At 65.3% G+C, this 23,000-nt stretch carries 21 protein-coding genes and 1 tRNA gene; 8 read left to right on the forward strand and 14 right to left on the reverse strand.

The window, feature by feature from the left end; genetic code table 11:
• Together SBP01_RS11180 and gndA are read right to left on the reverse strand one after the other, a co-directional pair.
• Nucleotides 1-855: an oxidoreductase gene (locus tag SBP01_RS11180; RefSeq protein ID WP_275216407.1), complete on the reverse strand. Its 855-nt coding sequence runs from the start codon at nt 853-855 to the stop codon at nt 1-3.
• A gap of 161 nt (nt 856-1,016) precedes the next feature.
• Nucleotides 1,017-2,453, reverse strand: coding sequence for an NADP-dependent phosphogluconate dehydrogenase (gene gndA / locus SBP01_RS11185; protein ID WP_275216408.1), 1,437 nt, complete (start codon nt 2,451-2,453; stop codon nt 1,017-1,019).
• Nucleotides 2,454-2,626: 173 nt separating this feature from the next.
• Between gndA and SBP01_RS11190 the strand changes: the two genes are divergently transcribed.
• Complete coding sequence (locus tag SBP01_RS11190) at nt 2,627-3,355, forward strand: FadR/GntR family transcriptional regulator (RefSeq protein WP_320535826.1); 729 nt, start codon at nt 2,627-2,629, stop codon at nt 3,353-3,355.
• A gap of 103 nt (nt 3,356-3,458) precedes the next feature.
• Here SBP01_RS11190 and SBP01_RS11195 read toward each other — a convergent pair whose 3' ends face one another.
• Genes SBP01_RS11195 through SBP01_RS11205 form a run of 3 tightly spaced genes read right to left on the reverse strand, consistent with a single transcriptional unit; the run spans nt 3,459 to nt 6,333 of the window.
• Complete coding sequence (locus SBP01_RS11195) at nt 3,459-4,625, reverse strand: L-idonate 5-dehydrogenase (protein WP_320535828.1); 1,167 nt, start codon at nt 4,623-4,625, stop codon at nt 3,459-3,461.
• A gap of 14 nt (nt 4,626-4,639) precedes the next feature.
• Nucleotides 4,640-5,410, reverse strand: coding sequence for an SDR family oxidoreductase (locus SBP01_RS11200; protein WP_320535829.1), 771 nt, complete (start codon nt 5,408-5,410; stop codon nt 4,640-4,642).
• On the reverse strand, nt 5,407-6,333 hold the full coding sequence (locus SBP01_RS11205) for an NAD(P)-dependent oxidoreductase (protein WP_275216416.1): 927 nt from the start codon (nt 6,331-6,333) through the stop codon (nt 5,407-5,409). Before SBP01_RS11205 ends, SBP01_RS11200 begins: the two co-directional genes overlap by 4 nt.
• 73 nt (nt 6,334-6,406) lie before the next feature.
• On the opposite strand from SBP01_RS11205, the gene SBP01_RS11210 reads away from it, so the two are divergent.
• Nucleotides 6,407-7,471, forward strand: a complete 1,065-nt coding sequence (locus SBP01_RS11210; protein WP_320535830.1) for a D-2-hydroxyacid dehydrogenase — start codon at nt 6,407-6,409, stop codon at nt 7,469-7,471.
• Nucleotides 7,472-7,705: 234 nt separating this feature from the next.
• Here SBP01_RS11210 and SBP01_RS11215 read toward each other — a convergent pair whose 3' ends face one another.
• The 7 genes from SBP01_RS11215 to SBP01_RS11245 form a co-directional block, all read right to left on the reverse strand.
• Nucleotides 7,706-9,055: an MFS transporter gene (locus SBP01_RS11215; RefSeq protein ID WP_275216419.1), complete on the reverse strand. Its 1,350-nt coding sequence runs from the start codon at nt 9,053-9,055 to the stop codon at nt 7,706-7,708.
• A 158-nt stretch (nt 9,056-9,213) separates the two neighbouring features.
• The gene (locus SBP01_RS11220; RefSeq protein ID WP_275216420.1) at nt 9,214-10,011 is read right to left on the reverse strand and encodes an IclR family transcriptional regulator; all 798 of its coding nucleotides are present in this window, start codon (nt 10,009-10,011) and stop codon (nt 9,214-9,216) included.
• Nucleotides 10,012-10,281: 270 nt separating this feature from the next.
• Entirely contained in the window at nt 10,282-10,572 is a 291-nt protein-coding gene (locus SBP01_RS11225) for a hypothetical protein (RefSeq protein ID WP_320535831.1), read from the reverse strand.
• A 158-nt stretch (nt 10,573-10,730) separates the two neighbouring features.
• Nucleotides 10,731-10,803: transfer RNA gene (locus tag SBP01_RS11230), tRNA-Val, on the reverse strand.
• 107 nt (nt 10,804-10,910) lie between these two features.
• Entirely contained in the window at nt 10,911-11,837 is a 927-nt protein-coding gene (locus SBP01_RS11235) for an NAD-dependent protein deacetylase (protein ID WP_320538328.1), read from the reverse strand.
• Between the two features lie 7 nt (nt 11,838-11,844).
• Nucleotides 11,845-12,339, reverse strand: a complete 495-nt coding sequence (locus SBP01_RS11240) for a peroxiredoxin (RefSeq protein WP_275216422.1) — start codon at nt 12,337-12,339, stop codon at nt 11,845-11,847.
• A complete protein-coding gene (locus tag SBP01_RS11245) occupies nt 12,336-12,755 on the reverse strand; it encodes a DUF3052 domain-containing protein (protein ID WP_275216423.1) in 420 nt (139 codons plus the stop codon). Before SBP01_RS11245 ends, SBP01_RS11240 begins: the two co-directional genes overlap by 4 nt.
• Before the next feature lie 397 nt (nt 12,756-13,152).
• On the opposite strand from SBP01_RS11245, the gene aceE reads away from it, so the two are divergent.
• From aceE to SBP01_RS11275, 6 genes are all read left to right on the forward strand, one after another.
• Nucleotides 13,153-15,921: a pyruvate dehydrogenase (acetyl-transferring), homodimeric type gene (gene aceE / locus SBP01_RS11250; RefSeq protein WP_320535832.1), complete on the forward strand. Its 2,769-nt coding sequence runs from the start codon at nt 13,153-13,155 to the stop codon at nt 15,919-15,921.
• A gap of 185 nt (nt 15,922-16,106) precedes the next feature.
• Nucleotides 16,107-17,351, forward strand: a complete 1,245-nt coding sequence (locus SBP01_RS11255; protein ID WP_275215698.1) for a PucR family transcriptional regulator — start codon at nt 16,107-16,109, stop codon at nt 17,349-17,351.
• Nucleotides 17,352-17,439: 88 nt separating this feature from the next.
• The gene (locus SBP01_RS11260; RefSeq protein WP_320535833.1) at nt 17,440-18,369 is read left to right on the forward strand and encodes an ACP S-malonyltransferase; all 930 of its coding nucleotides are present in this window, start codon (nt 17,440-17,442) and stop codon (nt 18,367-18,369) included.
• The gene (locus SBP01_RS11265; protein ID WP_275215696.1) at nt 18,366-19,427 is read left to right on the forward strand and encodes a beta-ketoacyl-ACP synthase III; all 1,062 of its coding nucleotides are present in this window, start codon (nt 18,366-18,368) and stop codon (nt 19,425-19,427) included. The genes SBP01_RS11260 and SBP01_RS11265 overlap by 4 nt, the downstream gene beginning before the upstream one ends.
• A gap of 81 nt (nt 19,428-19,508) precedes the next feature.
• Nucleotides 19,509-19,754: an acyl carrier protein gene (locus SBP01_RS11270; RefSeq protein ID WP_066292130.1), complete on the forward strand. Its 246-nt coding sequence runs from the start codon at nt 19,509-19,511 to the stop codon at nt 19,752-19,754.
• A gap of 153 nt (nt 19,755-19,907) precedes the next feature.
• Nucleotides 19,908-21,143, forward strand: a complete 1,236-nt coding sequence (locus SBP01_RS11275; protein ID WP_275215695.1) for a beta-ketoacyl-[acyl-carrier-protein] synthase family protein — start codon at nt 19,908-19,910, stop codon at nt 21,141-21,143.
• A 123-nt stretch (nt 21,144-21,266) separates the two neighbouring features.
• Here the strand turns inward: SBP01_RS11275 and SBP01_RS11280 are convergent, their stop codons facing one another.
• Nucleotides 21,267-21,770, reverse strand: coding sequence for a DUF3145 domain-containing protein (locus SBP01_RS11280; RefSeq protein ID WP_056349065.1), 504 nt, complete (start codon nt 21,768-21,770; stop codon nt 21,267-21,269).
• A 268-nt stretch (nt 21,771-22,038) separates the two neighbouring features.
• On the reverse strand, nt 22,039-22,965 hold the full coding sequence (locus tag SBP01_RS11285) for a tyrosine recombinase XerC (protein WP_320535834.1): 927 nt from the start codon (nt 22,963-22,965) through the stop codon (nt 22,039-22,041).
• Nucleotides 22,966-23,000: the final 35 nt, after the last annotated feature.

Raw genomic sequence — 23,000 nt, forward strand, 5'->3', positions numbered from 1 at the left:
TTATACCGCTCCCCCGGTTTTTCCCCCGGCCACACGCTTGAGCACCAGCAATACCAAGGGATCGAAAAGCCGGTCGGGCAGGATCCGCCGCAGCGTCAGGATGGCGCGGGCTCCGCTCCCTGCCGGGTACCGCGTCCGGGGCCGGGCGGACGTCGCCGCATGCAGGATCGCCGCTGCAATAACCGCGGGCTCCGTCGAGGTTTCCGCTCGCCCGGTGGACGCCAAAGCGCCCGACATCAGTTGGGCCTGGGCGGCGTAGGGCCCCGCGCCGCTGGCCTCACGCAGTCCCTGAGCAGCCACCCGTCCCCATTCGGAGAGTGTGCCTGCCGGCTCGATGATGGACACGCTGATCCCGTGCGGCTTCAGCTCCAGCCTCAGCGAATCGCTCAGGCCCTCCACCGCGAACTTCGAGGCGTGGTACCAGGCGCCGAGCGGCTCATAGAACTTTCCGCCGATGGAGGAAATGTTGATGATCCGCCCCTGGCCCGCCTGCCGCATGCCCGGCAAGACCAACTGCGTCATCCTGGCAAGCCCGAAGACATTCACCTCGAACTGGCGCCGGCCCTCGGCCAGGTCCACGTCTTCCAGCGCCCCGTAGGACCCGTACCCGGCATTGTTGACCAGCACATCGATGCGTCCGCGCTCCGTCAGGACACGGCCGACGGCGGTACTCATCGAGGCCTCGTCCGTCACGTCAAGTGCCAGGACCTGGACGCCGAGCGCCGCCAGCGGCTCCATCCTGTCCACGCGGCGGGCTCCCGCGTACACGAGGAAGCCGTGGCCGCTCAGGGTCCGGGCCGCCTCGAACCCGATTCCGGTGGACGCTCCGGTGATGAATGCGACTGGCTTGGGCATCGTGGACTCCTTGATTGGACTGGCACCTGCACCTGCTCGCCGGACACCTGTTGGCCGGACACCTGTTCGACTGGCACCTGCTGCCGGGAAACGCCAACGGCCGGCGACTCCCAGACTATCTTCGGGAGTGCCGGCCGCAGGGTGATTCAGTAAGCGCAGTTCTAGTGCGTGTCCACTGCTTCGATTTCAGACTTGTCCTCGCCCCAGAGGGTGTGGAACGTGCCTGCGGAGTCGACGCGGCCGTACGTGTGGGCGCCGAAGAGGTCGCGCTGGCCCTGAATCAGGGCGGCAGCCACACGCTTGCGGCGAAGGCCGTCGTAGTAGGCGAGCGAGGAGGAGAACACCGGTACCGGGATGCCCAGCTGGACAGCCGTGGCCACCACGCGGCGCCAGGCCGGCAGTGCGTCCGCGATGGCCTTGGTGAACGCCGGGGCGAACAGCAGGTTGGCTGGCTTCTCCTCAGCGGCGTAGGCCTTGGTGATGTCCTTGAGCAGCTCGGCGCGGATAATGCAGCCGGCCCGCCACAGGGAGGCGATCTCGTCCAGCTTCAGGTCCCAGCCGTATTCCTTGGCGGAGGAGGTCAGCATGTCCAGGCCCTGGGCGTAGGACACGAGCTTGGACGCGTAGAGTGCCTGGCGGACGTCCTCAACGAAGGTTTCCGGGATTTCGACGGCGGCTTCCCCGCCCGCCAGCAGTTCCTGGCCAAGCTTGCGCTGCTCGGTTTGGGAAGAAAGCGCACGGGCAAAGACGGATTCGGCGATTCCGGAGACCGGGGAGCCGAGCTCGAGGGCGGAGATGACCGTCCAGCGGCCGGTGCCCTTCTGGCCTGCGGCGTCAATCACAACGTCAACGAACGGCTTGCCGGTCTTGGCGTCGACATGACCCAGGACTTCGGCGGAGATCTCGATCAGGAACGACGAGAGGTCGCCCTTGTTCCACTCGGTGAAGATCTTGGCCTGCTCGGCGGGCTCGATGCCGGCGCCGGAGCGGAGGAGGTCGAAAGCCTCGCCGATAACCTGCATGTCGGCATATTCGATGCCGTTGTGAACCATCTTGACGAAGTGGCCGGCGCCGTCGGTGCCGATCCAGGCGCAGCAGGGCTCGCCGTCCACCTTGGCGGAGATCTTTTCGAGCAGCGGGCCGAGGGCCTTGTAGGACTCCTTCGAACCGCCGGGCATGATCGAGGGTCCGTTGAGTGCGCCTTCTTCGCCACCGGAGACACCGACGCCCACGAAGTGCAGGTCCTTCTTGGCGAGGGCGGCCTCGCGGCGGCGGGTGTCCTCGTAGTGCGAGTTTCCGGCGTCGATGATGATGTCGCCGGCTTCCAGCAGGGGTTCAAGCTGCTCGATCACGGAGTCCACGGGCTTGCCGGCCTTGACCATGATCAGGACGCGGCGGGGCTTCTCCAGTGAGTCGACCAGCTCCTGCAGTGTTTCGGTGCGGATGAAGTTCCCGTCCGTACCGTGCTTTTCGAGCAGCGCGTCAGTCTTTTCCACGGACCTGTTGTGCAGGGCAACCGTGAAACCGTTGCGTGCCAGGTTGCGGGCCAGGTTGGCTCCCATCACCGCAAGGCCGGTGACACCGATGTGTGCAGACATCAAAACTCCAATTCATTGTGTTCAATGGACGTGCAGAGGGCTCCGTGTTAGCCGTGAAGCAAGCTCCCACGAACCGATGGATCCGATTAAAGCATATATATTCGCTGTGCTGAGGGGAAGCTGCTTCCACTTTGTGGAACGCGGCAGGCCAATCCCCGTTTAGGCTTGACACCATGTCCACCAGCTTGCATCACCGTGCCATCGAGAATGTTGGCACCCGAATCGTCACGGGTGACCTCCCCACCGGACACGTTATGCTGGCCGAGCAGCTGGAGGAAGAGCTGAAGGTTTCCCGGTCCGTGGTCCGTGAAGCCGTGCGCGTTCTCCAGTCGCTGGGCCTGGTGGAAACCATTAAGCGCGTGGGTATCCGTGTCCTGCCGCCCAGCCGCTGGAATCCCTTCGATCCGCAGGTGATCCGGTGGCGGCTTTCCAGTGAGGGACGGGGCGCCCAGCTGCGGTCGCTGATCGAACTGCGTTCCGCCGTCGAGCCCGCCGCTGCCGAGCTTGCCGCAAACAACGCCCCCGCGGCGCTGCGCTCCGAGCTGGTTGACATAGCCCATGCCATGCGCGACGCCGGGCACAACGGGGAAGCGCAAAGGTTCCTGGAACTGGACATCGCGTTCCACTCGGTGCTGCTTTCCGGGTCCGGCAACGAAATGTTCGCCAACCTGATGGGGCAGGTGGCTGAGACCCTTACCGGCCGAACCGTTCACGGCCTCATGCCGGAACACCCCCACGAGGGCGCCCTGCAGTGGCATGTTGACCTGGCCGAGGCCGTGGCCGCCGGGGACGCCGCAGCCGCCCGCAGTGCCTCCGAGCAGATCATGCGACGGACCACGTCCAGGCTTTCGGGAACCTGGACCGATCAGCCCCGCGTTTTTATACCGGTCCGCCGGCCCTGAACTCCGATTCCGCAGGGAACCACCCCTGGAATCCCCGGCCTGCCGGTGACACCGGGCCGCCGGTAAAACGGAGAAGCCGCTAATACCGGGAGGCCGCCGGAAGTTATTCGGAGTGGAAGCTGAGCAGCACTTTGCCTGATTCGGCCGAGTTCTTGGCGGTGGCGAAGGCTTCCAGGCCCTCGGTGAGAGGGTATTCGTGGGTGATGACGGGGTCGATGCGCAAGGTGCCGTCGGCCAGGGCGGCGATGACCTCGTCGATTTCGCTGTTGAACCGGAAGGAGCCACGCAGGTCCAGTTCCCGGGTGATGGCCAGGGAGATCAGGACCGGCTGGGGGCCGCTCGGCAGCAGCCCGACCATGACCACCGTCCCGCCGCGGGCCGCGCCAGCGATGGCGGAGGCCAGGCCGTGGTGGCTGCCGGAAGACTCAATGACGACGTCGGCCTGCACCGCCGCGATGGCGTCCGCCTCCCCGGCCTGCAGGACCTGGTCCGCTCCCACGGCTATGGCGGTCTCCAGCGGTTTGGGGTGGACGTCCACGGCCGTGATCCGCGCGGCGCCGGCCCGCTTGAGGACGGCAACGGCCAAGGCACCGATCGGCCCGGAGCCGATCACCAGCGCGGACTTGCCGGCCACGTTCCCGGCCCGGGCCACGGCATGCCAGACCACACTGGCCGGTTCGATCAGCGCCGCGGTCCGCAGATCCATTCCCGCGGGCAGCGTCCGGAGCATCCGGGCGGGCAGGGTCACGAAGCGGGCGAATGCCCCGTCGGTGTGCGGGAACCGCGCCGCGGAGCCCAGGTAGGTGCAGCCCGGGGAGAGGTTGGGCCGGTCCGCCGGGTACCGCACCGTGCCGTCTCCCGGGCCAGGCGTTGCGGGGTGGACCGCCACCGCGGTCCCGGCGGCGGGGCCGGTACCGTCCGCCGCGGCCACCGCCACGGTCCCGGAAATCTCGTGGCCCAGCACCAGCGGCGCCTTCAGGATCGATTCCCCCGCGGCGCCGTGCAGCCAGTAATGCACGTCCGACCCGCAAATTCCGCCGTAGGCCACCTCCACCACGGCCTCGTGCGGGGCGGGTGCCTTCACCGGAACCTCCTCGATCCGCAGATCCCCGGCCGCGTACGCGATCACCGCCGGCCCCGACTCCGGCAGGGCAAGAACCGGCGGGGCAGAAACCGCCGGCACCGAAACCGGCGGGGCAGAAACCGGAACCGCGGGCCCTGGCGCCGCAGATCCTGGGGCAGCGGATCCCGTGCCGGTTGCTTCAGTCATGGCTGACCCGTTCATCAGACCACCACCGTCATTCCGCCGTCGATAAAGATCGTCTGTCCGTTCACAAAGTCCGACCCCGCCGAGGCCAGCCACACCGCCGGGCCCGCGAGGTCCTGCACGGTCCCCCACCGCGCCGCCGGGGTCCGGCCCAGGATCCAGGCGTTGAACTGCTCATCATCCACCAGGTTCTGGGTCATCTCCGTATGGATATAGCCGGGCGCGATCCCGTTGATCTGCAGCCCGGACCCGGCCCACTCAGCCGTCATGGCCCGGGTCAGGTTCCGCAACCCGCCCTTCGCCGCCACATACGGAGCGATCGTAGGCCGCGCCAGGTCCGTCTGCACCGAACAAATATTGATGATCTTGCCCCGCCCGCGCGGAATCATATGCCGGGCCGCTTCCCGGCCCACCAGGAACGCGCTCGTCAGGTCCGTGGCGATTACCCGCTCCCAGTCCGCGACATCCAGCTCCAGCATCGGCACCCGGTGCTGGATTCCGGCGTTATTCACCAGGATCCCCAGCGGCCCCACCTGCTCCTCCACCCAGGCCACGCCCCGGGCAGCCTCCGCATCACTGGTGACGTCAAACGCCACGCTGTGGATCCGCCCCGGCGCGAAATCGGCCGCCAACGCCACCTCCGCGGCCTTCAACCGCTCCGTATCAAGGCCGTTCAACACCACCGTGGCACCGGCCTCGGCCAGCGCCCTCGCCAAGGCATGACCAATCCCCCGGCTCGAGCCTGTCACCAAAGCAACCCGCCCCGTCAGATCAAAAAGTGAACTCATGCTGAAACTATCCCTTTCATGGCGCCGCCCGCTGCGTCGCTGAGTTGTGAAATGGCCTGCCGGACAACAGCCAGGTCCTGGTCGCCCAGGCCCTGACGCTTGAGTTCGGCGTAAAGTTCGACGCCGGCACTCGCCATCGGTGCCGCGGAGCCGGCCGCCCTGGCCGAGTCGAGCACGAAGGACAGATCCTTGTGCATGAATTTGGCCGGACCTGTGGGCGTGTAGTCCTTCCGCACCAGCCGCGGCCCCACGTTTTCCAGTACGCGGCTGCCCGCCAGGCCGCCGGCCAGTACCTCGAAGAGTGCCGCCGGGTCCATGCCCGAACGTTCAGCGAGTTCCGCGGCCTCGGCGAGGGCCGCCGTCGTGGTTCCCACGATCAGTTGGTTGCACGCCTTGGCCAGCGACCCTGAACCCAAGGGGCCCATGTGCCGGACCGTGGTTCCCATCGCGGCAAAGAAGGATCCGAGGCGCTGGAAGTCCCCGGGGGACCCGCCCGCCATGATGGCCAGGGTACCGTCGGCTGCCCCCTGTGTTCCGCCGCTGACCGGCGCGTCCACCACCACGGCCCGGCCCTGAGTTGCCCCTGCCACCCGGTTGCCGAAGTCCTTGACTTTTGCAGGTGAAACAGAGCTCATGACCACCAATGACGTACCGGGCGCCGGCGGAATTTCGGCCCAGCGTGCCAGGAGATCCTCCGCTGCCTCTTCGATGAAGGACAGGTCCGGCAGCATAAAAGCGATGACCGGCAAGTCACGCAGTGCCGCAACGCTCGGCGCCTGGCGGCCGCCGGCCGCCACGAAGTGCTGCAGGGGTCCGGCGGAACGGTTCCAGGCGGTGACGTCCCACCCGGCGCGAAGCAGATTCTCCGCCATGGGCAGCCCCATCAGTCCCAGGCCCACAAAGCCCGCTCGTTTGTCATCCATCAATAGGCCTCGACTCACATCGTTGTGTGGTTAATGTAGGGACATCTGTCCAATATCCTAGCCGCTATTCAGTATGATGAACACTATGACGACTCAAACGACCGTCGCGATTGCCGTCCCGCTCGAAGCTGAGCTCGTGGACCGCATCCGCGCAGTAGACCCTTCTGTCACCGTGCTCTACGAGCCTGACCTCCTTCCCCCGGAGCGTTTTCCTGCTGACCACTCCGGGGATCCGGATTTCAAGCGGACGCCCGCTCAGGAAGAGCAGTATTGGGACATGCTCAGCAAGGCGCAGGTCCTGTACGGCCTGCCAAACGAAAGCCCGGCAGGCCTGGCGCGCATTGCACGCGAGAACCCGCGGCTGCAGTGGGTGCACGCCATGGCGGCCGGCGCCGGCGGCGCGGTCAAGGCTTCGGGGCTGGATCCGGAAACCCTCAGCAAGTTCAAGGTAACCACCTCGGCCGGGGTTCACGCCCTGCCGCTGGCAGAATTCGCCGCGCTGGGAATCCTCAACGGCTTCAAGCGCAGCGCCGAGCTGGTCCAGGACCAGGCCGCCAAGGTGTGGCCTGAACTCAGGACTCCCACCAGGCTGGTCAGCGGATCAACGCTGGTTGTTACGGGCCTTGGTGAGATCGGACTTGAGACGGCCCGCATTGCACGGGCCCTGGGCATGAAGGTCAGCGGCACCAAGCGCACTGTGGAACCCATCGAGGGGATCGAACACGTTGCTGGCAACGACGGGCTTGCCCGGCTCCTGGCCACTGCCGATGCCGTGGTGAACACCTTGCCCGGTACGCCGTTCACGGAGAAGCTGTTCAACCGCGATGCGTTTGCAGCGATGAAGCCCGGGACGGTGTTTGTGAACGTTGGCCGCGGCACCGTGGTGGACGAAGAGGCCCTCCTGGAAGCACTCAACAACGGCCAGGTCTCCTATGCATGCCTGGACGTCTTTGCCGTAGAACCCCTCCCCCAGGACAGCCCGCTGTGGGAGCACCCGAAGGTGCTGGTATCACCGCATACTTCCGCGCTCAGTGCGGCGGAAAACCGCCTGATCACCGAGCGTTTCTGCAGCAACCTTCGCACATTCCTCGACGGCGGCGACCTCCCGCACCTGGTGGACCCGGTCCACTTCTACTGACGGGAACCGCCCCCGCACGCACCATAAGAGCTGCGTAGAGAGCCCCCGCTGGAATCCTGGCTCAAGGGATCCCGGCAGGGGCTCTTCCCGTTGTCCGGCCGGACGCCGGGCCTGGTTCCAGTGTCGCTACTCCGGGCCCGGTTCCAACGTCGCTGGTCCGGCAGGCCCCCACAACAACCGCAGGCGGCCTCCCTTACCGGGGAGGCCGCCTGCGGTTCGCGTCCAGAGGTTCGACTAGCTGGCGTCCTCCACGAGGACCAGGTCGCGGCCGTTGGTCTCCGGGGTGAAGAACGTTGTGCCGAAGGAAATCAGGGCCAGGACCAGCGAATAGATCGCGGGGACCAGCCAGGAGTGGCCCGTGGCCGCCAGAAGGGCAACGCCGATCATGGGAGCAAAGCCGCCGGCGAGCACGGCCGAAAGTTCACGGCTGAGCGCTACGCCCGTGAAGCGGTGCTGGGAGCCGAAGAGTTCGGGCAACAGGGCGCACTGCGGGCCAAGCATGGACTGAACCCCGAGGGCGATGCCCACCACCATGACCACCCAGACGAGGGTGACGCTGCCCAGGGTGACCAGGTAAAAGGCCGGCAGGGCGATGACGGCCTGGAACAGGGCGCCGTAGCGGTAGACGGGCACCCGCCCGAAACGGTCAGAGAGGGCTCCGAAGGTGACCACCATGACCGCCGCGAATCCGGCGGCAATGAGCAGGCCCGTGGGACCTATGAACTTGTCGCCCGCGAAAATGCCTGCCGGCATGCTGATGAAGGACACCAACAAAGCGGAGTAGATGGATGAGTTGCCGTTTTCGCCCATGCGCAGTCCGATGCCAATGAGCACATTCTTCTTCGAGTGCTTCCAGATCTGGCTAACGGGGTTCTTGACCACGGCTTTGTGCTTTTCAAGCTCCTGGAAGACCGGGGTCTCCTTGAGCCGGAGCCTGATGAACACCGCAATGACGATCAGGATGACGCTGGCCAGGAACGGCACGCGCCAGAGCCAGCCCTGCAGCACTTCCTTGTCCGCAAGCGCCATCAGGGCGAAGGTGCCGGCACCGAGCAGCGTGCCGAGCTGAATGCCGACAAACGGCAGCGAGGCGAAGAAACCACGGCGGCGCCGCGGTGCCACTTCCGAGATCAAGGTGGTGGCGCCGGCCTGCTCCGCCCCCGCACCCAGACCCTGCAGGATGCGCAGCGCCACGAGCAGGACTGCTCCGAGCATGCCGGCCTGCTCAAAGGTGGGCAGGAGTCCGATGGCAAAACTCGCCATGCCCATCAGCCCGATGGTCAGGATCAGGACCATCTTCCTGCCGAAGCGGTCGCCGATGTATCCGAAAACGACGCCGCCGAACGGCCGGGCGGCAAAGCCCACGCCGTAAGTGGCGAAGGAAGCGATCACTGCGCCGCTCTCGCCCAGCGGGGAGAAGAACAGCGGACCGAAGATGAGCGCGGACGCCAGGCCGTAAATGTAGAAGTCGTAGTACTCCAAGGCGGAGCCTACTGAGCTGGCAAGAGTTGCCCTTCGCAGCTGCTCAGGATCGACGGTGGCGCCGTCCACGTCAGCCAACGGTGAATTAGTACGAGTTGTCACAAGAACTCCCTCAAGAACACTCCAGACCCCCGTTGGCCTGGTGGGATAGCGAAATCGCCTGTTGTGTAGATCACTATATTGAACAGAGTACAGCAAGTTGAACAGCTGGCAAGAGCCCTGCCCCGATTTCGTTACCGCCAAGCGGCCTGTGGACGTTTCTAGCCCATGGGATTGCCCAAAGACCGGGCCAGCTCTTTCAGCTCCTTGACCATCTGCGACCCCTGCTCTTCGGAGTACGTCGCCTTGAGGGCAGTGACCGACAGGCCAAGGCTTGGCCCGTGGGCGCCGCGAGTGGGGACGGATACTGCCAGACACACAACGCCGGTGGTGGACTCCTCATCCTCGAAGGCATAGCCCTGTGCCCTGATCTCGCGCAGCTGGGCCTTCAATTCCGCCCCCGTACGCAAAGATTTGGGGGTGAGTACCGGCAGCTCGGCCTGATCGGGAAACATTGCTTCAATGTCATGGTCATGGAGGCGGGCAATCAGGGCCTTACCTACGGCACACAGCGAGACGGGCATTTTGTCGCCGATGTTTGAGGTCAGCCGCACCGCCGGGTGCCCCTCATACCGGGCCAGATAAATGACGTTCGTACCGTCCAGCATGGCAATGCGGACGGTCTCCCCCGAGAGCGTTGGTGCTTGTTCGCAGAACCGGTAAAACTCCTGCACTTCATCCAAACGGCTCAGGTAGGCGGCACCGAGCTCCACGAGTTTCCGGCCCAGAGTGAACTCCGCGCCGTGGCGGCTGATGAGCCGGGCCTCCTCCAGGGCCAACAACAGGTTGGAGGTGGATGATTTGGGGATTCCCAGCTCGCGGGCCAGGTCACTAAGCGTCAGCCTGCCGGTGGCTGAGGCTGCCAGGGCGTCCATGACTGCGGCGGCGCGGGTGACTGCCGGCGCCGGCGAGGCGCTCCCCAGGCCGTCGGAGGAGCGGGGGGTGCGGGAATCGGCCATGATTCTCCTTCGATCGGCACGCTGGGAGCACTTTGGGTACTGTTGTTCATTCAGCTGAACAGTAACCATCATAATGGCTGGGGTGTGGTTCAGCGCAGAACCTCACAGGATCAGGCCGCGGCACCGCCTCGCGACACGGAGTGGAAGCAATTGTTTGTTTCCGGCAGTTCACTGTATATTCATTTCAGACCCTCCACCGCGGCATCCCCCAATAGTCGCGGTGGAGGGTTTTCCAATGCCCGCCGGATGCGTCCGTGGCCGCCGGATGCCTCAGACTGCATCAGCCTCAGCTTCGCGCAGCCGCCACCCACCGCCGAGGCCATCGCGTTCCAGCACCATGGTGGTGAGCGCCGACCGCAGGTTGCTGCCCAGTCTCACCTGGATCTGGAGCACCTCCACATCGACGCGGCCCAGCCCCTTGGGCATTCGCCGCTGATCCTCCCACCAGCTCACCCGCTCGAACCACCGCACCGTTTCGGCAGCCACGGCCCATTCCCTGCCTCCCCGGACGACCGCCGTCGGGATTCCTTCCCGCGACGTCTTCACCACCACATATTCCATGGCGGGAACACTAGGCGGAGGCACCGACAATCAGCCCTCGGACGCCGTCCCTCTTGGCTGTGTCCCCCTTGGCGGCGTCCCTCTTAGACGCGGCGGGGAAACAAAAAACCCCGCCGTTCCCGGACCATGAGGTCTTGGAACAAACGGGGCTCTACGTGTGGGTCCTACCGGGATCGAACCGATGACATCCACGGTGTAAACGTGGCGCTCTACCAGCTGAGCTAAAGACCCAAATGGTTAGTTTTCGCACTTCAGCGCGTCAACCAACGAACATAAACTCTACCTGATGTGCAGGAGCAAAAGCCAATCCGCGCCCGGCAGCGGCTCATGCCCCTAAGTCAGAGGTCGGGAAGTTCGGCGGCAAGCCACGTCAGTGACTCGCCGACACCCGCATGGACCTTGATGGTCGCCTGGGGATCGCCGCGGGTCTCACCGCGGTTGATGATCACCACCGGTTTGCCGTCCTTGGCCGCATGACGGACGAACCGCAGCCCGCTCATCACGGTGAGTGAAGACCCGGCAACCAGGAGGGCGGCCGCCTCGTCCACCATCGCGTAGGCGGCCTCTACCCGCTCCTTGGGGACATTCTCGCCGAAATATACAAAATCGGGCTTGAGTGTTCCGCCGCAGGCGGGGCAGGCCGCAACAACAAAGCTGCTGATCAGCGCCGAATCATCCACGGTTGCATCGGCATCGGGCGCCATCTCCACGAGGCCGGATTCGGTGGCACGCGCCAGGAATTCCGGGTTCAGCTCTGTCAACACTCCGGCCAGCAGCCCCCTGGTGTAGGTCCGCCGGCAGTCCAGGCAGATCACCTGGTCAAAGCGGCCGTGAAGGTCGATCACGTTGGTGCTGCCCGCCTCTTCGTGGAGCCGGTCCACATTCTGCGTGATGAGTCCGCTCAACAGACCCCGCCGCTCAAGTTGCGCCACGGCGTGGTGCCCCTGGTTGGGATCGGCATGACGTAAATGCGACCAGCCAATATGGTTCCGCGCCCAGTACCGCTGCCGGTTGGCCGGATCGCGAACAAACTCCTGATAGGTCATCGGAGAACGGGGGACGGCGTCCGGGCCGCGGTAATCCGGAATGCCCGAATCCGTGCTCAGCCCGGCGCCGGTCAGCAGCGCCAGGCGCCGGCCGGACAGCAGTGCCCGGACACTTTCCAACTCCCGCAACTGTTCAGCCGGCAGCAGGGCAGGCCGGGCAGCGGGAAGGCTGGCGAAGCCCGTCAGGCCCACGCCAACACCCCGCTGCCGCTGGTTCATTGTGGCCTCAGGCCTGGTCCAGGCCCGCCAGGACGTCGCGGTACTCGGAAAGCTCACGGGCCTGTCCGCGCGGATTCACCACAACGTAACGGATGGTTCCGGCTGCATCAATGATGAAGGTGCCGCGCTTGGCCATCCCGGTCTCAGTGTCGAAGACCCCATAGGTGCTTGCCACTGCCCCGTGCGGCCAAAAATCAGCCAGCAGATCGAAGCCGTAGGCTTCCTTTTCGGCGTAAGCCCGCAGGCTGAACTTGCTGTCCACTGAGACGGCCAGGACGGTGGCCCTGGCATCTTCGAAGACCGCCAGGTTGTCCCGGATTTCGCAGAGCTCTCCCGTGCAGATCCCGGAGAACGCGAAGGGGTAGAAAACCAGGACCACGTTCTGTCCGCGGAACGATGACAGCTTCACGGGCTCGCCGAACTGGTTCACCAGTTCGAAATCCGGGGCGGTCTCCCCCACCGCCGGGACGGGCCCGGGGGCCAGGGAAAGTGCCGGCGTCACTTATTCTTCTTGCTGACCAGGCGGGTTGCGCTCCAGTCCTTGGAGACACCCGCCGACGTTGTCAGGTGCAGGCCGGCTGTGGGCGCAGCCTCCTGGATTTCCGCCGGGGACACATAGCCCGGACGTCCGGACTTAGGTGTCAACACCCACACCACGCCGCCTTCACTCAATGTGGTCAGCGAATCCATGAGGGTATCCACCAGATCCCCGTCGCCGTCCCGCCACCAAAAAATGACAGCGTCTACAACGTCATGGTCGTCTTCATCGAGGAGTTCGGACCCCGTGAGGTCCTCAATATCATCACGCAAGTCGAAATCGACATCATCGTCGTAGCCGAACTCCTGAATCAGATCCCCGCTTTTGAAACCCAATTTTTCCGCCACATTTACCGAAGTGGCGGCGTCGGCCTCGCTCACGTGTTCCTCCAATACCTAATACCTGCAATTTGCATAGTGATTTCCATTACCCCAAGCCAACACCCTTTGTGCCTGCGCTTCAAGCTGTCCACCCCGCGATCCACCATATTCTGCGTCACATCACGGGCTTCCGGCCTGCGTTGCAGGGGCTTTCGTCACACAACCAGTATGACGGCGAAATACAACTGCGGCGCCACGGACGCGGCTACGCATCGTGCTGAAGTCAGAGCTAGAGTGGCTGGTGACAACTATGCCTGCGGGGCGACCGCCAGGAATTGAATGCAGACATAGGCGTGATAGGACCCTGCCCGGCGCACATGACCGGGCTGTTGTAACCGATACGTCGCACACGTCGCAGTCATCCCGGACAGTCACCCTGCCCGGCGTGAGGGCGCCGATGCATGCGCGCAAAGAGAGGTTGGACGTGGCTGCAGGAGAAGATACCTCCCATATCCTCAGCGGGTTGACTAACCAGCTGCCTGATCGTGATCCGGAAGAGACCGCCGAATGGGTTGAGTCCCTGGACGCGCTGATCAGGGAACAGGGCACTGAGCGTGCCCAATACATCATGCGGAGTCTGCTGCAGCGTGCGGGTGCGCAAAGCGTGGGCGTTCCGATGGTGACGACCACGGATTATGTGAACACCATTCCCGTGGACCAGGAAGCGCCGTTCCCCGGTAACGAGGAATACGAGCGCCGGTACCGGGCGTACATGCGGTGGAACGCCGCGATCATGGTGCACCGGGCGCAGCGGGCGAACATCGGGGTCGGCGGGCATATTTCCACGTACGCCGGCGCCGCGACGCTGTACGAGGTGGGTTTCAACCACTTCTTCCGCGGCAAGGACCATCCCGGCGGCGGTGACCAGGTCTTCTTCCAGGGCCACGCGTCCCCGGGGATGTACGCCCGCGCCTTTATGGAAGGCCGGCTGACCGAGGAGGACATGGACGGCTTCCGCCAGGAGAAGTCCAAACAAGGCCATGCGCTGTCCTCCTACCCGCACCCGCGGCTGATGCCGGAGTTCTGGGAATTTCCCACGGTCTCGATGGGCATCGGCCCGATGAACGCGATCTACCAGGCCCAGTCCAACCGCTACCTGCATAACCGCGGGCTGAAGGACACTTCGGACCAGCAGGTCTGGGCGTTCCTGGGCGACGGGGAGATGGATGAGCCCGAGTCCCGCGGCCTGCTCCAGCTCGCCGCGAACGAGAACCTGGACAACCTGAACTTCGTCATTAACTGCAACCTCCAGCGCCTGGACGGGCCGGTGCGCGGCAACGGCAAGATCATGCAGGAACTCGAAGCGTTCTTCCGCGGCGCGGGCTGGAACGTGATCAAGGTGGTCTGGGGCCGGGAGTGGGATGACCTGCTCGCCAAGGACACCGACGGCTCGCTCGTGAAGGTCATGAACGAGACCGTCGACGGGGACTACCAGACCTACAAGGCCGAGTCCGGCGGGTTCGTGCGGGACCATTTCTTCGGCCAGACCCCGCAGACCAAGGACATGGTCGCGGACCTCTCCGATGATGAGATCTGGAACCTCAAGCGCGGCGGCCATGACTACCACAAGGTCTACGCCGCGTATAAGGCAGCGACCGAGTTCAAGGGCAAACCGACCGTGATCCTGGCGCACACCGTCAAGGGCTACGGACTCGGACCGCACTTCGAGGGCCGCAACGCGACCCACCAGATGAAGAAACTCACCCTGGATGACCTGAAGAAGTTCCGTGACCACCTGCGGATCCCGGTCACCGACGAACAGCTCGAAAAAGACCTGTACTCACCGCCGTACTACCACCCCGGCTCCGACGCGCCCGAGATCAAGTACATGATGGAACGCCGCGCCGAGCTCGGCGGCGCCGTCCCGGAACGCCGCTCCAAGCACCAGGACATCGCCCTGCCGGACGCGAAGACCTACGAGGTCGCCAAACGTGGTTCGGGCAAGCAGCAGGCCGCGACCACCATGGCCTTCGTCCGGCTCCTCAAGGACCTCATGCGGGACAAGAACTTCGGCAAGCACATCGCCCCGATCATCCCCGACGAGGCCCGCACGTTCGGCATGGACGCGTTCTTCCCCACGGCCAAGATCTACAACCCCAAGGGTCAGAACTACCTCTCCGTGGACCGCGACCTCGTCCTGGCCTACAAGGAATCCGCGCAGGGCCAGCTGATCCACCCCGGCATCAACGAAGCCGGCGCCGTGGCCGCGTTCACCGCCGCCGGCACCTCCTACGCCACCCACGGCGTGCCGCTGGTTCCGGTCTACGTGTTCTACTCCATGTTCGGCTTCCAGCGCACCGGCGACGCGTTCTGGGCCGCCGGGGACCAGATGGCCCGCGGCTTCATCATCGGCGCCACCGCCGGGCGGACCACCCTGACCGGCGAAGGGCTCCAGCACGCTGACGGCCACTCGCCGCTGCTCGCCTCCACCAACCCGGCCGTCGTGACCTACGACCCCGCGTTCGGCTACGAAATCGGCCACATCATGCGCGACGGCATCGAACGCATGTACGGACCCGACTCCACCGATAGAAACCTGATGTACTACCTCACGGTCTACAACGAGCCGATCACCCAGCCCGCGGAACCCGAGGACCTCGACGTCGACGGCGTACTGAAAGGCATCTACCTCCTCGCCCCGGCAAAGATCGACGGTCCCCGGACCCAGATCCTGGCCTCCGGCGTCTCAGTCCCTTGGGCCATCGAGGCCCAGCGGATCCTCGCCGAGGACTGGGGCGTCTCCGCGGACGTCTGGTCCGTCACGTCCTGGACCGAACTGCGCCGCGACGGCATGGCCGCCGAGGAAGAAGCCTTCCTCAACCCCGGCAAGCCCGCCCGCGTCCCGTTCGTCACCCAGCAGCTCGCAGGGGCCACCGGCCCCGTCGTGGCAGTCTCGGACTACATGAAAGCCGTCCCGGACCAGATCCGCCAATTCGTGCCCAACGAATTCGCCACCCTCGGCGCAGACGGCTTCGGCTTCTCCGACACCCGCGCCGCAGCTCGCCGCTTCTTCAAAAACGACACCCACTCCATCGTGGTCCGTTCCCTGGAGATGCTGGCGCGCCGTGGTGAAGTTGATGCCCAGGCCCCGGCCCAGGCCATCGAAAAGTACCGCCTCCACAACGTCAACGCCGGTTCCACCGGCAATGCCGGCGGCGAGTCCTGATCAGCGGGCGCTGATCAACGGTCAGCGGAAATGAACGACGACGGCGGTCCCCACCGAAAGGAGGGGGCCGCCGTCGTCGTTCCCTTCCGTTTGCCGTGCGGGCTTGCGCCTGTGACGCACATCCGCCGACGTTGTAGCCTTTGCACAAAATGGAGCTTGCGGGGCGGGCGCCGTATGCTCAGAAGATGCCTGAGCCAACCACCCCGACTGCGAAGCGCAAGCCGGCTTCGCGCAGCACCGCGCCGGAGAAGTCTGAAACCCTGAAAAAGCTCAGGGCGAGCGTCGGCCAGCTGTCCACCACCACACTGCGGCAGTTGGAGAAGTCACTGCCCTGGTACTCCCGGCTCAGCTCCGACGAACGTTCGGCCCTGGGCATGGTTGCGCAGAACGGCATCGCCGCATTTGTCACCTGGTATGAGCGCCCCAGTTCGCCGTCGTGGATCCTCTCCGACGTCTTTGGTACGGCCCCCACCGAGCTGACCAGGTCCATCAGCCTGCAGAAAGCCCTCCAGCTGATCCGGATCGTGGTGGAGGTGGTGGAGGACCAGGTGCCGGTGATCGCCCCCGAAGCGGACCAGCCCTCGCTCCGGGAGGCCGTCCTGCGCTACTCCCGTGAAGTGGCATTCGCGGCTGCAGATGTCTATGCCAGGGCCGCCGAATCGCGCGGTTCGTGGGACACGCGGCTGGAGGCGCTGATCGTGGACGCCATCCTGCGGGGCGAAAACACGGATGCGCTGCGGTCAAGGATCGCTGCCCTGGGCTGGAAAGCCCAGGAGCGCTTCACCGTCATGGTGGGAAATTCCCCGTCCGAGCCCAGCGCCAGCTATGTCAGCGAATTGCGTCGTCTGGCCGGGCGCTACGCGGAAGACGCACTGGTGGGAATTCAGGGTGACCGTCTGATCCTGATCCTCGGCGGCGTTCAGGACCGCGAGACCGCGTACCTTAAGCTCAGCGAAATGTTCGCGCCCGGACCGGTGGTCTACGGCGCCGAGGCCGGCTCGCTGCTGGAAGCCAGCGGATCGGCCCAGTCGGCCTTCGCCGGCCTGACCGCCGCGCGCGCCTGGCCCTCGGCCCCACGGCCGGTAGCGGCGGACGACCTGCTGCCTGAACGCGTCATTTCCGGTGACGAGGCGGCGCGCCGCTCCCTCGTCAAAAACATCTACCGCCCCCTGGTTGCCGCCTCAAACGGGCTGGTGGAGACGCTGGGCACCTACCTCGAACTGGGCCATTCACTGGAGGCGACGGCGCGGGAACTCTTTGTGCACGCCAACACGGTGAGGTACCGGCTCAAGCGCGTCTGCGACGTCACCGGCTGGGATCCGCTCCTTCCCCGCGAAGCGTTTGTGCTGCAGGCAGCCCTTGTGGTGGGCCGTCTTGCCGCGCCGCCTAAAGCGCCCGCCGAACGTAATCCGGCGCGGAATCAGTCCTGACTCGTTGTAGACTTCCTACAATCTGACCCCTTGAGCTTGGTGCAGAGAAACACCACGGAATGTCACAGTAATTTGGAAAGCTGGTTAAGTGCTTGCAATAGTCTGCCCTGGACAGGGCTCACAGACCCCGGGTTTCCTGGCCCCCTGGCTGGAACTGCCTTCGGTAGCAGGCCACCTGGCCTCCCTCAGCGAGATTGCAGGCATCGACCTGACAGCGCACGGGACCACCTCGGATGAGGACACCATCAAGGACACTGCCGTTGCGCAGCCCCTGATCGTGGCTGCCGGGCTGGTTGCCGCAAGGTCCCTGTTCGACGTCGAACTTGGCTCCCTCCCGGTGATCCTTGCCGGCCACTCTGTCGGTGAGATCACTGCTTCGGCCCTGGCTGGAGTGCTCACCGAAGAAGAAGCCATGACGTTTGTCCGCGAACGGGCCAACAGCATGGCCGCGGCCGCCGCTGTTACCCCGACCGGCATGAGCGCCGTGGTGGGCGGCGATCCGGCCGAGGTGCTGGCCGCCATCGAAGCGTCCGGAGCCACCCCGGCCAACGTGAACGGCGCCGGCCAGACCGTGGCTGCGGGGACGTTCGAACAGCTCAAGGCCCTCGCGGACCATCCGCCGGCCAAGGCACGCGTGATCCCCCTGAAGGTAGCGGGAGCTTTCCACACGTCGCACATGTCCCCCGCGGTGAGCGCCCTGGAAGCGCTGAAGCCGGCCCTCAAGCCGCAGAAGCCGCAGGTGCCGTTGCTGTCCAACTTTGACGGCCGTGAAGTGATCGACGGCGAGGCCGCCGTCGAGAGCCTCATTGCCCAGGTCTCCCGGCCGGTCCGCTGGGACCTGTGCATGGAGACGCTGCTGCAGCGCGGCGTCACTGGCCTGATTGAACTCGCACCGGCAGGCACGCTGGCTGGCCTCGCAAAGCGCGGCATGCCCGGCGTCAAAACCGTCGCAGTCAAAACCCCTGACGACCTCACGGCCGCACTGGCACTCTTCGCAGAATTGGAGGGAGACGCATGAGCGTTCCCACGCTTAACCAGTCACCCGTCAACCAGTACAGCCGCATCCTCGGCCTGGGCGCCTACCGGCCTGACGTCATCGTCACCAACGAGGACGTCTGCCAGTGGATTGACTCTTCCGACGAATGGATCCGCCAGCGCACGGGGATCATCACGCGCCACCGGGCCTCCGCTGATGTCAGCGTCATCGACATGGCATCAGGTGCAGCGCAGGAGGCCCTCGAAAAAGCGGGAATCGACGCCTCCCAGCTCGGTGCCGTGATCGTATCCACCGTCACGCACCCCTACGCCACGCCCTCAGCCGCTGCTGCCGTGGCCGAGCGCATTGGCGCGACGCCGGCACCGGCCTTCGACATCTCCGCGGCCTGCGCAGGGTACTGCTACGGCATCGCGCAGGCTGATGCCCTGGTTCGTTCCGGTGCCGCAACGTACGTGTTGGTGGTGGGGGCGGAAAAGCTCTCCGATGTTATCGACAACCGGGAACGCACCATCTCCTTCCTCCTCGGCGACGGCGCCGGCGCCGTTGTCATCGGCCCGTCAGACACCCCGGGCATCGGCCCTTCGGTGTGGGGCTCGGACGGCAGCAAATGGGATGCGATCGGCATGACGCGTTCCATCCTTGATGTGCGGGACCTCAGCATGGCCGCCCGGCAGTCCGATGAGTCCGGTGACTTCGCCCTGCTGGAAGAGGCGCAGGAACTGTACCCCACGCTGCGCCAGGACGGGCAGACCGTCTTCCGCTGGGCAGTCTGGGAAATGGCCAAGATGGCAGAGCAGGCGCTCGTGGCCGCCGGTGTCAAAGCCGAAGACCTCGTCGCCTTCATTCCCCACCAGGCCAACATGCGGATCATTGATGAGATGGTCAAGAAGCTCAAGCTTCCCGAGTCCGTCAAGGTAGCCCGGGACATTGCCGATGCCGGAAACACCTCGGCCGCGTCCATTCCCCTGGCCACCCACCGCCTGCTGAAGGAAAACCCTGAGCTCAGCGGGGGCCTCGCCCTCCAGATCGGCTTCGGCGCCGGACTGGTTTTCGGTGCGCAGGTCATCGTTCTTCCTTAAACGTCCCACACAGGCCGCACCCCCGCGGGCTGAACCGTTTCCGGCATCCCCTGCCGGCAATAACAAGAAAAGGAGCCGTCAATGGCTAGCAATGAAGAGATCCTGTCCGGCCTGGCCGAAATCGTCAACGAAGAAACCGGTCTGGCCCCCGAGGCTGTCGAACTGGACAAGTCCTTCACCGAGGACCTGGACATCGACTCAATCTCCATGATGACCATTGTGGTTAACGCCGAAGAGAAGTTCGGCGTGCGCATCCCGGACGAAGAGGTCAAGAACCTCAAGACCGTGGGCGACGCCGTGAGCTTCATCGCCGGCGCACAGGCCTAGCCAAGGCTTCGGCCCCTTAAGGCTGACAGGACTGCCGGCCCGCCCCATCGGCGGGGCCGGCAGTCCACCCTATTTCCGGGCACTAGCTGCCCAACACGCGGGACCCCGCCGGAGTAACCGGATACGGCCTGCCCACCGACAGAGAGTGATCCAATGACACGCAAAGTAGTCATTACCGGTCTGGGTGCCACCACACCCATCGGCGGCGACGTACCGACAATGTGGAACAACGCATTGAAGGGCGTCTCCGGTGCCCGCACCCTGGAGGACGATTGGGTTGCCAAATACGAACTGCCCGTCCACTTCGCCGCGCGCTGCACCACCCCGGCATTGGATGTCCTGAGCCGTGTCGAGGCCAAGCGGATGGACCCGTCCACCCAGTTTGGGGTCATCGCCTCCCGTGAGGCATGGGCGGATTCCGGCATCACCGAAATCGACCACGACCGCCTTGCGGTCGCCTTCGCCACCGGCATCGGCGGCGTGTGGACCCTGCTGGATGCCTGGGACACGCTGAAGGAGAAAGGGCCCCGCCGTGTCCTCCCGATGACGGTGCCCATGCTGATGCCCAACGGCGTCGCAGCGGCCGTCAGCCTCGATCTCGGCGCCCGCGCGGGCGCCCACACCCCTGTTTCGGCCTGTGCATCCGGCACCGAGGCCCTTCACCTGGGCCTGGACCTCATCCGCTCCGGCAAGGCCGACGTGGTCATGTGCGGCGGCGCCGAGGCGGCCATCCACCCCATGCCCCTGGCCGCGTTCGCTTCCATGCAGGCGCTGTCCCGCCGCAACGACGACCCGCAGGGCGCCTCCCGTCCCTATGACCTCGCCCGCGACGGCTTTGTGATGGGCGAAGGCGCCGGCGCGCTGGTCCTCGAGGCCGAGGAACACGCCCTTGCCCGCGGTGCCCGCATCTACGGTGAACTCGCCGGCACCTCCGTGACCGCTGACGCCTATCACATCACTGCTCCGGACCCCCAGGGCCTGGGCGCCACCCGCGCGTTGAAGGCAGCCATGTTCGACGGCCGTATCCAGGCCGAAGATGTGGTCCACGTCAATGCGCACGCCACCTCCACCCCGGTCGGTGACAAGCCCGAGTACACGGCTCTCTACGCTGCCTTGGGTAGCCACCTCGACAGCGTGGCAGTCTCCGCCACCAAATCGCAGATGGGACACCTCCTCGGTGCCTCAGGCGCCGTGGAGGCAGTACTGACGGTGCTGGCCGTCTATGAACGCAAGGCGCCTGTGACCATCAACCTCGAGAACCAGGACCCCGAGATCCCCCTGGACGTTGTCACTTCAGCCCGGGACCTTCCGGCAGGGGACATTGTGGCGCTCAGCAACTCGTTCGGTTTCGGCGGCCACAACGCCGTCATCGCCGTCCGCAGCGTCTAAGACCAGCCCCGCTGAGACAAAGGAGGCCCCGCCGTTGTGCATTGCACAACGGCGGGGCCTCCTTTTGCTATGGAGATTGATGGATGACGGCGGGACGCACGGTTTGAAGGCGTCCGGCGGTTCTCAGCCCACCTGGTGCAGCCAGCGGACGGGTGCACCCTCCGCGGCGTGGCGGAAAGGCTCGAGTTCCTCATCCCAGGCCTCACCGAGGGCAAGGGAGAGTTCGTGGTAAACAGCGGACGGATCGCCTGCGCCCGATTCGTAGGCGTAGCGGATCCTGTCCTCTGACACCATGATGTTGCCGTGGACATCGGTGGTGGCGTGGAAAATTCCCAGTTCGGGGGTGTGGGACCAGCGGCCGCCATCGACGCCCTGGCTGGGTTCCTCTGTGACCTCATAGCGCAGGTGCGCCCAACCACGAAGCGAGGACGCCAGCAGGGAGCCCGTGCCCGGGGTGCCGGTCCAGGAGAGCTCGGCCCTAAACATTCCGGGCGCGGCAGGTTGAGGGGTCCACTCAAGATCCGTTCGCTTATCCACGACGGATCCGATAGCCCACTCGACGTGCGGGCACAGCGCCGTAGGCGCCGAGTGTACGAACAGCACACCGCGGGTCATTGCAACAGACATTCCATCCTCCATAGCTGTAGGTACGTCTTCCCCAACGACCTCTGCCTGGATGAAACTGCCCGTGCTGTGGTTCCAGCGGCGGTGCTCCTGCTGATATTAAGCTGTGTCCGGACTCGCTGTTCCGCGCGAAGCGAAGGAGCTTCAAGCGAAACTTGAAAGTTGCCGGACGTGACTCTTATTGTGCCGTACCCCGCCTCATTACGCCAGTGCGACGAGGAACACGTGAACGGCCCGCCGGCGGTCCTCCCGCAGGAGGCGCCCGGCGGGTTCAGGCTCGGGGATGCGCCTGCTGGTAACTTCTGCGCAGCCGATCCACCGATACGTGCGTGTAGATCTGGGTGGTGGCCAGGCTGCTGTGGCCGAGGATTTCCTGGACGGCACGAAGGTCCGCTCCGCCGTCCAGCAGGTGCGTGGCCGCGGAGTGCCTCAGGGCATGCGGGCCGGTCGCGGACGTATCGCCCAGGGCCTCGAAGAGGTCCTTGACCACGGAGCGCACCTGGCGCTGGTCAACGCGGTTGCCTCTCGTGCCGAGGAACAGGGCCGGGCCGCTGCGCTCCGTGGCCAGCAGAGGTCTGCCCCGGCGGAGCCAGTCGTCGAGGGCCACGGCTGCCGGAACGCCGTAAGGGACGGTCCGTTCCTTGTTGCCTTTACCGATGACCCGGAGGGTTCGTCGGTCCGGATTGAGGTCGTCCACATCCAGACCGGCCAACTCCCCCACCCGAAGCCCGGTGGCGTAAAGGACTTCCACCATGGCACGGTTCCGCACCGCAACCGGCGAGCCGTCTGCGGCCGCGTCTTCCAGGCTGGCCAGCAGCCGCAGGACCTGTTGGGCCTGAAGGACCCCCGGCAGCGACTTTTCCGCTTTGGGTGCCTTGAGCCGCAGGGCAGGGTCCACGGCGATGAGTTCCTCCCGCACGGCCCACGTGGTGAAGGACCGTGCGGTGGCTGACCTCCGGGCCAGCGTGGAGCGGGCCATGCCGGCCTGGCTTTGGGCGCCCAGCCAACTGCGGAAGGTGGCCAGCTCCAGGTCCGGGAGGTCCGTGATGCCTTCCGAGACGGCGAATTCCAGGAAGCCCCGCAGATCGGCAAGGTAAGCCCGTCTGGTGTGATCGGACCGGGCCCGTTCTGCCTCCAGATACCGGCCAAAGCCCGCCAGCGCCCGCTCAAACGGCGGGGGCAGTTCCTGATTATCCACCGTTCCACTGTCCCAGAACCCTGCCCTCCAAGGGG

It is taken from the genome of Pseudarthrobacter sp. IC2-21 (assembly GCF_034048115.1).
Classification (GTDB): domain Bacteria; phylum Actinomycetota; class Actinomycetes; order Actinomycetales; family Micrococcaceae; genus Arthrobacter; species Arthrobacter naphthalenicus.

What these genes read in the sequence shown, in the direction of transcription:
- SBP01_RS11180 (WP_275216407.1), bottom strand. Translation starts at nt 855, where the DNA reads ATGCCCAAGCCAGTCGCATTCATCACCGGAGCGTCCACCGGAATCGGG.
- gndA (WP_275216408.1), bottom strand. Translation starts at nt 2,453, where the DNA reads ATGTCTGCACACATCGGTGTCACCGGCCTTGCGGTGATGGGAGCCAAC.
- SBP01_RS11190 (WP_320535826.1), top strand. Translation starts at nt 2,627, where the DNA reads ATGTCCACCAGCTTGCATCACCGTGCCATCGAGAATGTTGGCACCCGA.
- SBP01_RS11195 (WP_320535828.1), bottom strand. Translation starts at nt 4,625, where the DNA reads ATGACTGAAGCAACCGGCACGGGATCCGCTGCCCCAGGATCTGCGGCG.
- SBP01_RS11200 (WP_320535829.1), bottom strand. Translation starts at nt 5,410, where the DNA reads ATGAGTTCACTTTTTGATCTGACGGGGCGGGTTGCTTTGGTGACAGGC.
- SBP01_RS11205 (WP_275216416.1), bottom strand. Translation starts at nt 6,333, where the DNA reads ATGGATGACAAACGAGCGGGCTTTGTGGGCCTGGGACTGATGGGGCTG.
- SBP01_RS11210 (WP_320535830.1), top strand. Translation starts at nt 6,407, where the DNA reads ATGATGAACACTATGACGACTCAAACGACCGTCGCGATTGCCGTCCCG.
- SBP01_RS11220 (WP_275216420.1), bottom strand. Translation starts at nt 10,011, where the DNA reads ATGGCCGATTCCCGCACCCCCCGCTCCTCCGACGGCCTGGGGAGCGCC.
- SBP01_RS11225 (WP_320535831.1), bottom strand. Translation starts at nt 10,572, where the DNA reads ATGGAATATGTGGTGGTGAAGACGTCGCGGGAAGGAATCCCGACGGCG.
- SBP01_RS11235 (WP_320538328.1), bottom strand. Translation starts at nt 11,837, where the DNA reads ATGAACCAGCGGCAGCGGGGTGTTGGCGTGGGCCTGACGGGCTTCGCC.
- aceE (WP_320535832.1), top strand. Translation starts at nt 13,153, where the DNA reads ATGCATGCGCGCAAAGAGAGGTTGGACGTGGCTGCAGGAGAAGATACC.
- SBP01_RS11255 (WP_275215698.1), top strand. Translation starts at nt 16,107, where the DNA reads ATGCCTGAGCCAACCACCCCGACTGCGAAGCGCAAGCCGGCTTCGCGC.
- SBP01_RS11265 (WP_275215696.1), top strand. Translation starts at nt 18,366, where the DNA reads ATGAGCGTTCCCACGCTTAACCAGTCACCCGTCAACCAGTACAGCCGC.
- SBP01_RS11270 (WP_066292130.1), top strand. Translation starts at nt 19,509, where the DNA reads ATGGCTAGCAATGAAGAGATCCTGTCCGGCCTGGCCGAAATCGTCAAC.
- SBP01_RS11275 (WP_275215695.1), top strand. Translation starts at nt 19,908, where the DNA reads ATGACACGCAAAGTAGTCATTACCGGTCTGGGTGCCACCACACCCATC.
- SBP01_RS11280 (WP_056349065.1), bottom strand. Translation starts at nt 21,770, where the DNA reads ATGTCTGTTGCAATGACCCGCGGTGTGCTGTTCGTACACTCGGCGCCT.